Source organism: Streptomyces sp. NPDC047079, from assembly GCF_040643755.1.
GTDB lineage: Bacteria > Actinomycetota > Actinomycetes > Streptomycetales > Streptomycetaceae > Streptomyces.
In genome coordinates this window covers 69,709-84,169 of sequence record NZ_JBEYUZ010000020.1, presented here as the reverse complement: position 1 = coordinate 84,169, position 14,461 = coordinate 69,709, and the positions used below count along the sequence as shown (strand labels likewise).

Here is a 14,461-nt window from a genome sequence, read left to right as displayed (position 1 = left end):
CGACGAGGGCGGAATCGCGTGTAAGACCGCTCCGTATCCAGGAAATAACACTAAGTCAAAAAAAGGAAACTGGTCGGTAATTGCGGGCTGAACGACGTGGTTCGGAAGGCTGCCAGGCTGTGGCTAATATGGAATTGCGAAGCCGGATGAACGTTCGAGTCCGGCATCTCGCGCCTGCTACGCTGCGTGCACCGCACCCTTGGTGTTCCCGTGTAGCGCTTGCTGCCCGCCAGCGTGGCTTGACCCAGCCCACGACCGCGCGGCCCGCCTCCATTCCTCGGTCCGCCGTGCGCATCCGCGGCGCCTCGACCCAGGCGGGTTCCTGATTCCGGCAGGCAACTCTTTCCAGAAATCCCCTCTTTCTTCACACCTGGCAATGGAGCCCGTGTGCCTGCCCCGCATTATGCGACCGACAAAGAACCCTGCATTCCCGTCCTGTTCCTGGACGGACGCCAGGAATACCTGGGATGGCGGGATGTGCTGCTGCATGCCCACCTCATCAAGGACTTGGCGCTGCCCATACCACCGGCGGCATCCGCTGCCCTGCGCCTGCTCGTGGCGATGGCCGCACGGGTGAGTGGCCTGGACGCGCAGGCCGATGGACGCATGACCGCACGGCAGTGGGCGCAACGCCGCCGTGACCTGCTGAAGAACCCCGAGGGGTTCGACCCGGGTGTTGTTCATGACTACTTCGACCGCCACATCTGGGACCTGTTCCACCCCGAGCGGCCGTTCCTGCAGGACCCGCGACTGGCCGCACAATGCCCGAAACGGGCTGGCGTCAACAAGCTGGTCTTCGGCCGCCCCGAAGGACACAACCTGGCCTGGCTCAGCCCCCACACCGACACCGCCCCCCACCCGGTGCCCAGCGACCAGGCCCTGTGGCACCTGCTCATCCACCACTACTACGGTGCAGCCGGGCAGTGCTCCGTGCGCACCGTCGGCGACCGCCGTCTCGGAAACGCCAAAGCCGGTCCGCTGCGCTCGACGCTCTCCTTCCACCCCCTGGGCCGCACCCTGTACGAAACCCTCCTGGCAGGCATGCCCAAACCGTCCCGGCTGTGGCCGGACGCCGAGGATCGCTGCCCGTGGGAAGAACCGCTGCCCCACCCGGACCCCGCCAATGGCCCCGACCCTGACGCCGCGCCACCACCGGTGTCCTCCCCGGGTCGACTGCTGACCGGCCGCTCCCGGCACGCCGTCCTCCTCATCCCCTCGCCCGACGGCCGGCAGGTGACCGACGCCTATGTGACCTGGGCCACCCAGAAGAAGCTTCCGGCCCTCGACCCGTACCTCATCCACCACTTCCATGCCGACCGGCCCGCCACTCAGCGTCACAAGCCGCGCCTCGCGGACGCTGACCGGGCCCTGTGGCGGGACCTGGACGCCCTGCTGCTGGCGGGCGATGAGGACGACCGCAAAGGAAGAGCAGGCCAAGGCCGCAAGAGCTACACCGTCCAGCGCCCCGACGCCTTCACCACGCTCAACGACCTGCCGGCCGACCTGCGTGCCGCCCTGCGGGTTCGGGTCTACGGCTTCGACCAGGACGACAAGACCGTCAACCGCACCTGGTACACGGCCCTGACCCCGCCGATCTGGCCCTGGATGCAGGAACACGACCCGGCCGCGGCCGAGCGCATCGCCGAATGCCGCAAGGCCGCCGAAGAGATCGGCGAGCACCTTGACGGCGCCTCCCAAAGGGCCTGGAAGCAGGTCACCTCTCCTTCCGGCGACAAGGCCGGGCGGCCGCCTAGGCGCCTGCCGCCCTGGACGCACAGCGCCCGCATCCTGTACTGGCCCCGCGCCGAGGCCACCTTCTGGAGTCTTCTCGACGACCACTCCCGTGCCGCACGTGCGGCATTCGCCGCCGACGCCATCCACTCCCTGCGCGCCGCCACACGACCGGCCATCGCCCAGCACTTCGGCGCCGCCGAGGCCGTCGCCCAGGCCGTGGCACAACTGCGCTGCCACGGCCACTGACTCCCGCAGTTTTACCCCCGTCTCGCAGCCGCCCTACCCCAAGGCTTTCGCACCGTGTCTCTCACCACCGCGCAACGCCGCGCCCACTATGACGACTTCGTCCAGGAGGTCATCACCCTGTGCGCGGTCAACAGCATCCGCGCCGACCTCAACTCAGGATTCGGACGCCCCATCGCCCAGTGCCCTCGGATGCCAGAGCACCTCACCCGGCACATCGCCGGCTTCGGAGCGCACCGCGCCCACTACACCGTGGCCGGCCTCATCGCCCAGAACCGTGACCTGCCCCACGAAGACGGCCCCTACCAGCCGGAGTTGGCCACCCCCGCCAAGGACGCCCCCGCCCGCTCCGCCCGCCCTGCCGGCATCGCACCCGCCGTTGATGATGCCGCACCACCCTCGCCCGGCTCCCTTGTCGCACCGGAGCCCGGCACCACCGCCCGGCCCTGGCGCAGCCGCCCCGATCTCGGCACCCACCTCGCCATCGCCGTGGCCCGGTACGGCTTCAAAGAAGCCACCATGACCAACCGCGTCAAAACCCTCACCAAACTCGACACAGAGCTGCTGCACCCCCGGCTGTGGTCGCTGACCAGCCACCTGAACAGCCGTGGCGCCGCCCGCCTCGACTTCGCCGTCCTCCTCGAGGACCTGGCCTGGTGGGACCACGACCAGGTGGAGACCGCCGCCCGCTGGCGCGAGAACTACTTCCTCACCCTGCACACCCTGTCCGCCAAGGAGCACTGACATGGCCGCCTACGCCCCCGCCCGCTACGCCGACTTCCACGCCCTGCACCCGCTGCCCGCCTCCGTGCTGAACCGGGGAGAAGACGACCTGCCCAAAACCCTTGAGCTGGGCGGCGCGGTACGCGCCATGGTGTCCTCGCAGGCCTGGAAACGGGCCATCCGCATGCGGCTGGAGGAGGACCTCGACGAGCACGCCGCCCGCACCCGCATGCTGCCCCTGCGTGTCGCCGACGCACTGCGTGAGGCCGGCTGGCCCACCGACCTGGCGGCCTTCGCCGGAGCGCAGATCGTACGCTCGGCCACCAGGGAGGGACTGAAGACCGAGGAAGACCGAGGCATCACCTCGGTCACCCTCTACCTGCCGCGCACTGTGCTCGATGACCTCACCGACCTGTGCGCCGAACACCGCCCGCAGCTGGAAGAGGCCCTCGCCAAGGAGAAGGCGGAAAGGGCAAAGGAGGCGGAGAAGGCCAAGGAGGCGCAAGCCCAGACCAAGGGCACCCGCAAGAACCAAAAGAAGGAGAAGCCGCAGGCCGTCTTGCCCACGCCCACCGTCGCCGCCCTCATCCGCAGGCGCACCGCCACCATCAATCTCTTCGGCCGCATGCTCGCCGAAGTACCCGATGCCCAGGTCGACGGCGCCGTGCAGATGGCGCACGCCTTCTCCGTCCACCAGAGCGGCCAGCAACCCGACTACTTCACCGCCGTGGAGGACTGGTCACTGCCCCACGAGGCGGGCAGCGCGCACCTGCAGACCAGCTTCTTCACCACCGGCCTGCTCTACCGCTACGCCACCGTCAACCTCACCGAACTGACCCGCAACCTGAACGGCGACCACGACCAGGCCCTGCACCTGCTGGAACTGTTCGCCGAGGCGTTCATCGACGTCATGCCCGGCGCGAAGAAAACGTCCACCGCCCCACACACCTACCCCTCCCTGGTGCACTACGCGGTACGCGACCGCCGCCCCGTCTCCTTCGCCGCCGCCTTCGAACAGCCCGTCAAAAAGGCCCCCGGCGGCGGCTACATCGCCCCCGCCATCCAGGCCCTGTCCCAGCACGCCGGCGCCCTGAACCGGCTGCTGGGCACCCGCCGCCTGATCGGCTCCGGCTACGCCACCGCGCACGACACACCCGTCGACCACCTCGGCACCCCGCACGCCAGCTTCGACGACCTGACCGACGCTCTCACCCAGACGGCCGCCCAGCCCGCCCCGGCCCGGGCAGCCGCATGAACGGCATCCTGCTACGCCTGGCCGCCCCGCTGATGTCCTTCGGAGAACACGCCGCCTTCCACTACCGCGACACCCTCCCCTTCCCCACCCGCTCCGCCCTCATCGGCCTGTTCGCCGCCGCCGACGGCCGCACGCGCGAAGAAGCCCTCACCCCCGACCCGGACACCGGTAAACCCCCATACACGGACCTGGAATTCACCGTCCGCATCGACCGCCCCGGCACCCGCCACACCGACTACCACACCGCCGGCGGCGGCCGCCCCCACAAACAAGGCCTGCGCACCAGCGCCGGCGACTACCGCGCCCAGAACAAATCCACCCTCATCAGCAGGCGCGTCTACCTCGCCGACGCCGTCTTCACCCTCGCCGTCCAAGGCCCCGACCCGCTCCTGGAACACCTCATCCAACGGCTCGAACAACCCGCCTTCGGCCCCTACCTGGGCCGACGCGCCTGCATCCCCGATGAACCCCTCGTCCTGCGCGGCCCCCACCCCGACCCCGTCGGCCAACTCCTCCGCCACGTTCCGCTCAGCCTGACCACCCCGCCGCGCCCCGAACAGGCCACCGTGCCCGTGGACTTCATCTGGGAACGACAGCCCGCCCACGTGCCCGCCGCCCCCTCCCACCGCGAAGTCGCCGACGTACCCGCCGACTTCACCCCCACCCGGCGCTTCCACCACACCCGCCACGTCTGGCGCACCACCGAATCCTTGCCCGCCACCCTGTACGCCCCACCACCCGCGCTCACCGCGCTGGCCGCCTACATCAACCAGGACACCCCCCTGTGACCAGCACACCCAAGACGCTCGCCGCCACGGCGACACTGACCCGGATCCGCCTCAACCGCCGCAGCAAAGAAGTCCGCCGCGACCTGACCGACACCGTCAGCCTGCACAAGTCCGTGATGCTCCTGGCCCCCGACGACCTCGGCGACCACCCCCGGCAAAAAGCCGGCCTGCTCTTCCGCCTGGAAGACGCCACCGACGACACCCCGCCCACCCTGCTCGTCCAGTCCCACCAGCCGCCCGACCTCACCCGCCTGCCCCACCACTACGGCACCGCCGAAACCCGACCCCTGCACCCCATGTTCCAGGCCCTTACCCCCGGCCGAGCGGTGCGCTACCGCATCACCGCCAACGCCAGCGCCGCCCGCCGCGTCCTGGACTACCACCACCCCGTCGACAACAAGCACGGCAGAAAAATCGTCGCCCTCTACGGCGACGACGCCCTCGACTGGTGGCAGCGCCGCGCCCACCATGCCGGCCTCACCCTGGCCACCACCGACATCACCCCCGCCCGCTTCCCCCGCACACGCCACCACGCCGCAAAGCCCGGCGAACAAGCCCACTCTCCCGGCCCCATGCACGCACTGACCCGCTTCGACGGCCTGGCCACCATCACCGACCCCGACCAACTCAGCCACGCCCTGCTCACCGGCATCGGCCGCGGCAAGCCCTACGGCGCCGGCCTACTCACCCTCGCCCCCGCCTGACCCACCCGCGCCCCGACGTGCGCCTCCCCAAGAAAGACCCCGACGCATGCCCGCAACACCACCACCCGACGGCCCCTACGACACAACCTCCCTGCGCGCCGCCGCCGTACGCCGCCTACTGCGCCTGCGTAATGCCGAACGCCTGACCCACTACGACGTGCGTACCGTCGCCGCCGCCTTCACCGTCCACTGGCGCACCGTGCGCCGCTGGATGGACAACGCCACCACTCACAACGGCACTTACACCCCCCAAGGCCGCCGCCACTTCACCCTCACCCCGGCCATGCACGAAGCCCTGACCCGATGGAACGGCAACGCCGCAGCCACCTACCGCGAACTCGTCGCCGACGGCATCTTTGGCAACCCGCCCCGTGTATCCCAGGCAACCTTTTACCGCGCCGTAGACCGGGAACTCACGCCCGGCCAGCGTGCCGCCCTCAGAGGAGGCGAAGCCGCCCGCCGCCGACACGACGTGCACGCCCTGCGCCCGCACGGCAACCGCAACGACGTCTGGGAGACCGACCACGTCGAAGCCAGCGTCTTCGTCAACATCGACGGCCGCCGCCGCAAACCCTGGATCACCTGGTTCATCGACCACACCACCGCCGTCATCTGCGGGCTGGCCATCACCCCCCACCAGCCCAGCCAGGACGCCATCCTGGCCGCCGCCCGCGACGCCATCCTCTGCACGGATCACCACCGGCCCTTCGGCGGCATCCCCCGCAAGATCCGCACCGACCGCGGCCGTGACTTCCTCGGCAAGTGCGTGGACGAGGCGTTCAAAAAGTTCGGCACCGAACTGATCGTCCTGCCGCCCTACAGCCCCCACCTCAAAGGCACCGTCGAAGCCGTCAACGGCGCCGCCAAACACATGCTGTTCAAAGGACTGCCCGGCTACGCCCACACCCCCAGAAGCCGCCGCGACCGCCGCGGCCAGCCCCTGTGGGACCTTAACGAACTCCTCGACTACGAAACCTTCATCACCGTCGTCCTGGACTGGGTGGACTGGTGGAACAACGACCACACCATCGCCCGCCTCCACCGGCGCACCCCCGCCCAGGCCTGGCACGCCGACCTCACCCCCATCGACACCCTCGACCCCGCCGACCTGCACACCTACACCCTCACCGACGCCGGCCCACCCCGGAAGATCACTAGCAAGGGGGTGCGCTGGAAGAGCGCCTACTACGTCGGCGACTGGATGCACGGCCACTCAAGCGCAGGCGAGATGGTCCGCCTGCGCCACGAACCCCACCACTACCACCGCGTCGAACTCTACGACGCCGACACCCTCACCTACCGCGGCCCCGCCTTCCGCAGCGACGAAATGAGCCCCCGCCAAGCCCGCGCACTGCACAACGCCCGCCGGCGCGAAGCCGACCGCTACGCTGCCAAAGCCCGCCGGGCACGCAAGAACGCCACACCCCGCTACGCCGCCACCAGCGTCGCCGCCGCGCCCGAGCCCCTGAACCGGTTCACCGCCAGCCAGGCAGCCGACCAGCTACGCCAGTTGCAGACACCGGAAGGTCACCTGCAGGCCGAGGCCCGACCCGACCTCCTCAACCGGCCCCAGCCCGACTCCGCCCGCTGGACCAGGCCCCGGCCCGACCCCAAGCCCCAGGACACCGAGTGACCCACCCGACGACCGCGCCCGAGAACCAGCCGACCGCCGGCCCCAACTACCACTACATGGGCCTGCCCGGCGCCCGCGCCATGCTGACCCAGGCCAGCGCAGAGACCTACGCCAACCTTGTCACCACCCTCAACGCCGACGCCGGCAAGGGCGCCATCATGTGCGTCCACGGCGGCGTCGGCCTGGGCAAGACCTTCGCCGTCAACAGCCACCTCGACGACCTCGCCCCCCACACCACCCTGCGCATCAAAGTCGGCTCCGCCAAAATCCAGGCTCTGCGCGCCGCCCTGTACAAAAAGCTCGACCTGCCCGGCGAGGCCCCCCTTAACAGCACCCGCTGCGAAACCATCCTCAAGGAAGCCCTGTCGGAAACCCCGCGCGTCCTGGTCGTCGACGAAGCGCAGTGGCTGGACACCCGGGCCTTCGAATTCATCCGCGAGCTCTGGGACGACGAGGACACCCGCCTCGCCGTCGTTCTGGTCGGCGCCGAAACCTGCTACCAGAAGATCAAGAACCGTCCGGCGCTGGACTCCCGCATCCTCGTCTGGCAGCGCTACAAGCCCCTGACCCCGGCCGAAGTCCTTACCGTCATTCCCGAATACCACCCTTTGTGGGCGGACGTACCCACCGACGAACTGCTGTGGATCGACGACGTCGCCTGCCACGGCAACTTCCGCCAGTGGGCCAAAATCACCTACCTGCTCCGGGAACAGCACGGCGGCCCCGGCTCGAAGGGAGCCGGTAGCACGGGGCCGACGAACCCGCCCACTCCGCACGGCGCGGCCGCACCGCTCCCTCCCTACAGCCGGGACCTCATGCGTGCCGTCCTCAGCCGTCTCGACCCCACCCAACGTCACACCGACTGAAGCGCTGCCCCGGCGTCTGGGCGCATCTAGCCCGCGGTGAGATCGCCGGAGAGGCTGATCTCGATGGGGCGTTTGAGTTTGCTGCCGTATTTCCAGTCCAGGACGCCGTCGTGCTGGAGGCGTCCGACGACGATGCCCGGGGCGATGCCGGCCCGGCGGGCGAAGGCTGTGATGTTGGTGAAGGGCATGGGGCGCTGGGCTAGTTGCTTGTAGGCGGCCGCGTGCTCGGGCGGGATGAGGGTTTCCCGGGCGAATGCGTCTGCTTCGTCCTCGCTGTGGTCTCCTTCGGGGGTCGTGTCGTCGTCGCGGTTTGTGTTGTCGATGAAGGTGAGGCGTTTGCCGTGCAGGAGGACATGGCCGAGCTCGTGGAAGACGGTGAACCAGAAGTGGTCGTCCTTCTTGAACCGGCCGCTGAGGGCGACTCCGACCTTTTCCCGGGTGAGCCATCGGGTGACGCCGGAGACGCGGCTGTTGGGGGGTGCGGCAACGAACACCACCGCGACGCCGGCCTGGGCGCACAGGCGCGGGATTTCGGTGCGCCAGACGGCGGGTTCCTCGACGGTCAGGGCGCGCAGCTGGGGGAGTAGCTCAAGCAGGGCCGCGCGATCGTAGGGTGCGCAGGGGATTTTGCGTGCTCTGAGTTCGGCCTGGCGCAGCCAGACGGCGGTGGCGTAGTCGTCGGGTGTGAGGACGGTGGACCGGCGGAAGGCTGTCCGGTAGCTGCCCCACACGTTCTCTGCGACCTCGGGGTCGGCGACACCGAAGAACGCCAGCAGGTGCTCAAGGTTGTCCACCGTGCGCTCTTTGGTCGGCAGGATGCCCCGCTTGACCAGCTCCTGCAGGGAGAAGCGGTCGAGCCAGTCGAGGTGGTGGCTGAGGGCTTCACGGCTCTGGGTGCGGCTGACGTGGGTGCGCCAGGCGGCCTCCATCTGGTTCCACAGCGAGGCCGGGATTCCGATGGCCCGCTCCAGCAGGAGGGCAGTCTCGGGTGTGAGGACGGCGCTGCCCTGGACGATCTGGTTGATGTGCTTGGTCGACAGCCCGGTGCGGCGGGCGAGGTCCGCCTGGGGGATGCCGAGGGCGTCGAGCTGTTCTTTCAGTGTGTCGCCCGGAGGCAGGACTTCATCCGGTGCGAACGGGTGGGGGGTGGAGGGCGGAGTCACGTGAGTGCCTCTCGGTCGGCGAGGCTGCGGGGCGGGTCTGGTGGCGGGGTCAGGGGCGATGGATCGCGGCGACGATCACAGCGCGTACGGCGTGCTCGTTCAGGGTGCCGTCGTTGAGGGTGTCGGGTGGGTCGTCGCGCGGGCGGACCACGAGATCGCCGTGATCGCCGAGTGACACCAGCAGAGTGAAGCAGTCCCCGTTGGCTGCGGGCCGCAGCCGCGCGGCCGCAACGTGCCGCAGGTCAGCCAGGTGGTGGGCGGCCGACATCTGGCCAAGACGCCGGAGCAGGGTGGTCGCCCCGTCGGGACCTAGACGGTCCCTGCGGGCAGGGCCGCTGTTGCAGACACGGGCGAGCTCGGCGTCCTCGAAGACGATCTCCACCAGCGACCTCAGAATCCTTTTCCGTGTACCTACTGCTTCCATGCTATCCTCCCGATCAAGGTCCACAAGATTTCATGCACCTACTGGGTAAATGAAACTGTGGCGTAGGGTGTGGCTTGTGTTATCGCCGGTCACCGCTGGAGATCTGGAGGACAGCCCATGGCAGGCAAGAGCAGCGCATCCAACGGCAAGCGGGGCCGCAGCGCCATCACGGGCCGGTTCGTGAAGCAGGCCACCGTGAAGCGGCACCCGAAGACGACGACCAATGAGAGCGCCGGCAAGGGCGGCAGCAAGAAGTAGGCGGCCAGCCCCTCGCGGCCGACCTCGCATTGTCAGTGGTGCGAGGCAGACTCAGCGGGCCAATGCAGTCACAACCAGGATCGGAGGGCCCGATGGCTCACCTCAAGCAGCAGTTCAAGGATGCGCTGAGCTCCATCGAGCCCGGCGATGACAAGACCAACGCGCCAGAGGCGCATCGCCTCGTCCGTGAAGCCCTCAAGGCTGACTCCAAGCTCGCCGAGTACGGCGTCAGCCCGATCCTGATCGGCTCCTACAAGCGCAACGTGTCGATCCGCAGGATCAAGGACGTCGACGTGTTCGTGCGCCTTCCCGATGTTCCGAGCGACGTCACGTCGACGGACATCCTCGACAGGTTCTTCAAGGTCCTGCACGCGGAGTTCGGCACCGACGCCGACGGGCACCGGCGCACCAAGCGTCAGGACCGGAGCCTGCAGGTCTCCTTCCCGGAGTACGACCTCTACGTCGACGCGGTGCCCGCCCGCCCCTACGGCGACGGAACCTGGGAGATCCCCCAGAAGGGCGACGAGAACGAGTGGGTGCGCACCAACCCCGACGGGCTGACGGACCTGTCGAGCACGATGAACGCGGACCACGACGAGTACTACGTACCGACCGTCAAACTGCTTCGCCAGACGCGTCGCGCCCTGCTCGGCACGAAGAAGCCCGGCGGATTCTTCATCGAAATGGCCGCCTACCAGGCGTTCGCATCAGGCGCAGTCTCGGGTAACGATCAGGCGGAGTACTACGTCTGCGCCCTCCGGGAGGTCAGCAAGATCATAGATAACTTCGTGACCTACGGCATCGCGGTGACCGACCCGACCCTGCTTGGACACACCATCCGCATCCGCGCCACCGACGACGAACTGGACACCGCGCGTACGCGGTTCACCGACGCCGCAGCGTCGGCAGAAGCTGCGCTCGACGAAGAGGACGCGGGCAAGGCCGCGCTGGCGTTCCGGAAACTGCTGGGAACGAACGGCGACGGAGACACGGTCTTCCCGATGCCCCCCGGCTTCAACGAGGACGGCAGCAAGAAGGCATCCGCGATCTCGCCCGGCGCCCGCGTCGTGCCCGCCGGCAAGAGGACCTTCGGGTGACCTCTGTCAGCTTCGACGAGTACGTCTCCTACACGCGGCAGCACTTCGAGGAAGGCCTGATCCGCGCCGGGTTCCGCGAGGTTGAAACAGGATGGGAAGGGCCGGTCCCGCACTCTGCGGGCACGACCCGCGTCGTGATCGACCTGCCGCCCCGCTTCCCGTTTCGGCCGCCGAGAGTGGCGCCGGTCGGTCACGACGCGGTGCCCTGGTCCTGGCACCGCGACCCGGACGGCGCTCTGTGCCTGGTCGCCGAAGACGATCACGACGAGTTGTGGTGGACGGAGGCACCGGTGTTCCTCGCACACGTCACAGCATGGTTCGAGCACGCGCACACCGGATGGACCGGCGATCGGCCCGACCTCGACCTCGACCGGTACTTCCATCAGTCCGCGGACCGGCGCCTCTACCTCTACGACGACCTCGGCCAGTACCTCAACCGCTCCGTCCGCTTCAGCCCGGCCAGCAACAACACGATGCGGATCCGGCACGGCACCCGTCCCCAAAAGGCCCTCAAGCACAGCAAGGACCGCTTCGGGTATGTAGCCGACCTCGGCGAGGTGGACGTGCCGCCGCGAACCTGGGCAGACATCTCCGCCCGGCTCGGCTCGAACACGGAGCTAGACCGCAGAATTCGCCAGCAGTCGGTCGCAGTTGTCGTGCTGATCTACCGACGCGGCACCCACGAGGGCGCGATCGTGCTGGACGTAGCGTCCACGAAGGAGGGCGGCACGGCCGTCACACGTCTGCGCTCGGGCGCAGACACCGAGGCAGCCCGGTCCGCTCGTGCAGGCGTCCTCGCCCCCGCACTGCGTGAATCCAGGGTCGCAGTCGTCGGCGTCGGCGCTTTGGGATCGTTCATCGCCGACATGCTGGTGCGCTCCGGTGTCCGTTACCTCACTCTCATCGACGACGATGTCGTCATGCCGGGAAACCTCGTCCGCCACCTCGTGGGCCCCGACACGGTCGGGCTGCCGAAAGTCGAAGCGGTCAAGCGACACCTCGTCAGGCAGGACGAGGTGCTGGCCAGCGGCATCGGCATCATCAATGGCGCGCTTACCTCGGGCGCCGACGCGGTTGACCATCTGCGGAACCACGACCTCGTCGTGAACGCCACCGCCGACTTCGCCACCACGGCGCTCCTGCACGTAAGCGCCCGGACAGTAGGCACACGGGTCCTGTCCGCGGCGCTTCAAAACGACGGCAGGACCTATCGCATCGACGTACTGCCACCGCTCGGCGATGCCGCACCGCTACCGCCTTCGACGACCAGAGCCGACACCGAGGCACCGCTACTGTTCGAAGCAGGCTGCGGAAGCCCTATCTCCCCAACGCCGCCCCACGCGGTGATCGAGGCAGCAGCGGCAACCGTCCGCCACGCCATCGGCCTCCTCGTGGAGCGTCCTCTCCATCCTGCTGGGGAGACGCGCCACCTCCATTCCGCATCACAAGGGAGCCACCAGTGACCCGGCTGGCACCACGGATCGAGCTGCGCCAGGAGGCATACGAGGCCATCGCGTCCGCGACCGCCCGGCAGCTGCCGCGGGAAACGGGTGGCATCCTCCTCGGCTACCGGGAAGACGCCAACCTCGCTGTCACTCATGCCCTCGTGGTCGACGGACAAGGAGCGTCCACTCACAGGTACGTGCGCGATGACGTCAGGGCGAACGCGCTCCTCGCAGAGTTCCTTGCAGAGCGAGCGGATGACGATCCAACTGGCTACGTCGGCGAGTGGCACAGCCATCCCGCACCATCCGGACCGAGCTCGATAGATGTTGCTGCGATGCAGGCAACAGCCCGGGAGCACGACGGTCCGATCGCACTCCTCGTTTACGCTCCCGGCGGGGCGGATCCCTTCTCCGGACTGATCGCGCGGCGCCAACGATGGGGACGTGTCACCAGCAGGGCAGCAACGGTCCTTCCGCCACCACAGAGATTCGAGGCGCTGGGGCCACTGCCCGAGGATGCGGTTCGGCGTGATGGCGCGGTGTTCATCTCCTACCGGCAGTCGGATGGCTCCCCGCAGGCCGATTCGATCGAGAACTTGCTCAGGGCCGCCGGTCTCGTCGTGTGGAGAGACCGTACCGACCTGCGCCCAGGCACGACGACCGATCGCCTCGAACAAGCCCTGACCACAGGACTTTCGGCAGCCGTGCTCGTCGTGACTCCGGAGATCGTCCACAGCGACATCGTCCGAGAACGTGAGCTGCCTAGGCTGCTTCAACTGGACGAGGACCCCGCCTTTAGCCTGTGCATCGCGAATAAGATCGCCAGAGCGGGAAGCAATACACAGTGCGACTACGAGGCACCGGACCGACTCCTGAGACTCGCTCCCTTTCGGACCCTCGCCGACAAGAAGCAAAGCAACATGCTGCAACCGTCCGGCGAGAGCGAGATCGTGCGGGACCTGCTGATGCACCGAGTCGAACAACGTAAGTCCGCCATCCGCAGCGAGAACCGCGCCTTCACGATTCGAGTACAGACCCGCCCCGCACCCTTCGCCATGGACGCGGGTGAGGACGACCTGCACATCCGCATCAGATCCGCCGGCGACGGACGTCTGCCCTCGCGCGAGGGACTCACACTCCTGCAGACCACGCTGCCCCTGATCAGCGACGCCGTGTACGCAGCCGATGCGAAAGCGGTACGCGTCTCCGGCGGAGCTCACCTGTCGGTAGCTCTGGCCTTGGGAGCCGCCCTGTCCGAGACCAAGATCGGCAATGTCGAGGTGGTCGATGCCCATGGCGCTCTGTGGACGTCCACGGAAGCTGGTGACGACCCGCTGACCAGCCAACTTCATACGCAACCAGTTGACCTCGAACAAGCGGATACGTGCGACAGCCACGACCGCATCGCGATCTTCGTCAGCCTGACTGCCGCTCCAGATCGGACCGCATTCGAGCAGCTCCTGCACGAGTCCAGCGACGGCTTCGCGGCGGCCGCCGTAGTCTCCGTCGTCCGCGAAGACCGACTCGACCCGCGCGAGGCCGCACGCCTCAGCGCGGCTGCCGCGCAACAGATCAAAGCGCTGGCCGCACGCAGTGGCCGTGCGGAGGTGCATCTCGCTTTCCACGGCCCGTACACGATGGCCCTACTCGTAGGGCGATACCTCAACACGCTGCGTACCGTCGTGTACGAGTGGGACGGCGCGACCCCTGGGAGGCCCCGCTACACGCCAGCTCTCGTGCTTGAGCCAGGTGTGACCGGCGGACCGATCACCCAGGTCCTGCTCGGCCAATAGGTGCGGCGATACACGCGCAGCGTGCTGGCCGGTCTCGCTCCGGCGTGCACAAAAGAGCCAGCGACCGAGCGCGGGAGCCCGCCAACCTCGGATGTCTCCATAACAACAGGGCCAGCAGAAGTCCTTACACAAGGTCGACTGAGGAGAGACCGGGGTCGGCCGGTCTGAACCGGTCCGGTACCCAGGCCGCGACGGCGGCAGCGGCGGGGTGCCGCCGGTGGCACGGAACGCCTTGCGCGGGCCGACGATGTGCTCCTGACCCAGGCGATAAGAGAGCAGAGCGTCGTCGAGGAGCAGGGGAAGCCGTGGGGGCTGCTCAGCAGCCGGTTGGCCGC

At 68.4% G+C, this 14,461-nt stretch carries 13 protein-coding genes; 11 read left to right on the top strand and 2 right to left on the bottom strand.

Annotated elements, in window-relative coordinates:
- Window positions 1-387: 387 nt before the first annotated feature.
- Genes casA through ABZ823_RS23725 form a run of 7 tightly spaced genes read left to right on the top strand, consistent with a single transcriptional unit; the run spans window position 388 to window position 7,946 of the window.
- Window positions 388-1,980: a type I-E CRISPR-associated protein Cse1/CasA gene (casA, locus tag ABZ823_RS23755; RefSeq protein WP_361663826.1), complete on the top strand. Its 1,593-nt coding sequence runs from the start codon at window positions 388-390 to the stop codon at window positions 1,978-1,980.
- A 54-nt stretch (window positions 1,981-2,034) separates the two neighbouring features.
- Window positions 2,035-2,721: a type I-E CRISPR-associated protein Cse2/CasB gene (locus ABZ823_RS23750; protein ID WP_361663819.1), complete on the top strand. Its 687-nt coding sequence runs from the start codon at window positions 2,035-2,037 to the stop codon at window positions 2,719-2,721.
- A gap of 1 nt (window position 2,722) precedes the next feature.
- Window positions 2,723-3,955 carry a type I-E CRISPR-associated protein Cas7/Cse4/CasC gene (gene cas7e / locus ABZ823_RS23745; protein ID WP_361663816.1) on the top strand — a complete coding sequence of 411 codons (1,233 nt, stop codon included), beginning with the start codon at window positions 2,723-2,725 and terminating at the stop codon, window positions 3,953-3,955.
- On the top strand, window positions 3,952-4,743 hold the full coding sequence (gene cas5e, locus ABZ823_RS23740) for a type I-E CRISPR-associated protein Cas5/CasD (protein ID WP_361663814.1): 792 nt from the start codon (window positions 3,952-3,954) through the stop codon (window positions 4,741-4,743). Before cas7e ends, cas5e begins: the two co-directional genes overlap by 4 nt.
- Window positions 4,740-5,447 (top strand): type I-E CRISPR-associated protein Cas6/Cse3/CasE, encoded by a 708-nt coding sequence (gene cas6e / locus ABZ823_RS23735; RefSeq protein WP_361663811.1) that lies wholly within the window; start codon window positions 4,740-4,742, stop codon window positions 5,445-5,447. The genes cas5e and cas6e overlap by 4 nt, the downstream gene beginning before the upstream one ends.
- Before the next feature lie 46 nt (window positions 5,448-5,493).
- Window positions 5,494-7,080, top strand: coding sequence for a Mu transposase C-terminal domain-containing protein (locus ABZ823_RS23730; RefSeq protein ID WP_361663808.1), 1,587 nt, complete (start codon window positions 5,494-5,496; stop codon window positions 7,078-7,080).
- On the top strand, window positions 7,077-7,946 hold the full coding sequence (locus tag ABZ823_RS23725; RefSeq protein WP_361663805.1) for an ATP-binding protein: 870 nt from the start codon (window positions 7,077-7,079) through the stop codon (window positions 7,944-7,946). Before ABZ823_RS23730 ends, ABZ823_RS23725 begins: the two co-directional genes overlap by 4 nt.
- Window positions 7,947-7,972: 26 nt before the next feature.
- Here the strand turns inward: ABZ823_RS23725 and ABZ823_RS23720 are convergent, their stop codons facing one another.
- Both ABZ823_RS23720 and ABZ823_RS23715 read right to left on the bottom strand, forming a co-directional pair.
- Window positions 7,973-9,109, bottom strand: coding sequence for an ImmA/IrrE family metallo-endopeptidase (locus ABZ823_RS23720; RefSeq protein WP_361663802.1), 1,137 nt, complete (start codon window positions 9,107-9,109; stop codon window positions 7,973-7,975).
- Between the two features lie 49 nt (window positions 9,110-9,158).
- Window positions 9,159-9,533 carry a hypothetical protein gene (locus tag ABZ823_RS23715; protein WP_361663799.1) on the bottom strand — a complete coding sequence of 125 codons (375 nt, stop codon included), beginning with the start codon at window positions 9,531-9,533 and terminating at the stop codon, window positions 9,159-9,161.
- A gap of 117 nt (window positions 9,534-9,650) precedes the next feature.
- On the opposite strand from ABZ823_RS23715, the gene ABZ823_RS23710 reads away from it, so the two are divergent.
- The 4 genes from ABZ823_RS23710 to ABZ823_RS23695 all read left to right on the top strand — a co-directional run bounded on the left by ABZ823_RS23710 (window position 9,651) and on the right by ABZ823_RS23695 (window position 14,126).
- Window positions 9,651-9,791: a hypothetical protein gene (locus ABZ823_RS23710; protein WP_361663796.1), complete on the top strand. Its 141-nt coding sequence runs from the start codon at window positions 9,651-9,653 to the stop codon at window positions 9,789-9,791.
- Window positions 9,792-9,883: 92 nt separating this feature from the next.
- Window positions 9,884-10,888 (top strand): nucleotidyltransferase, encoded by a 1,005-nt coding sequence (locus tag ABZ823_RS23705; RefSeq protein WP_361663793.1) that lies wholly within the window; start codon window positions 9,884-9,886, stop codon window positions 10,886-10,888.
- Complete coding sequence (locus ABZ823_RS23700) at window positions 10,885-12,351, top strand: ThiF family adenylyltransferase (protein WP_361663790.1); 1,467 nt, start codon at window positions 10,885-10,887, stop codon at window positions 12,349-12,351. The genes ABZ823_RS23705 and ABZ823_RS23700 overlap by 4 nt, the downstream gene beginning before the upstream one ends.
- Window positions 12,348-14,126: an SAVED domain-containing protein gene (locus tag ABZ823_RS23695; protein ID WP_361663787.1), complete on the top strand. Its 1,779-nt coding sequence runs from the start codon at window positions 12,348-12,350 to the stop codon at window positions 14,124-14,126. The genes ABZ823_RS23700 and ABZ823_RS23695 overlap by 4 nt, the downstream gene beginning before the upstream one ends.
- Window positions 14,127-14,461: the final 335 nt, after the last annotated feature.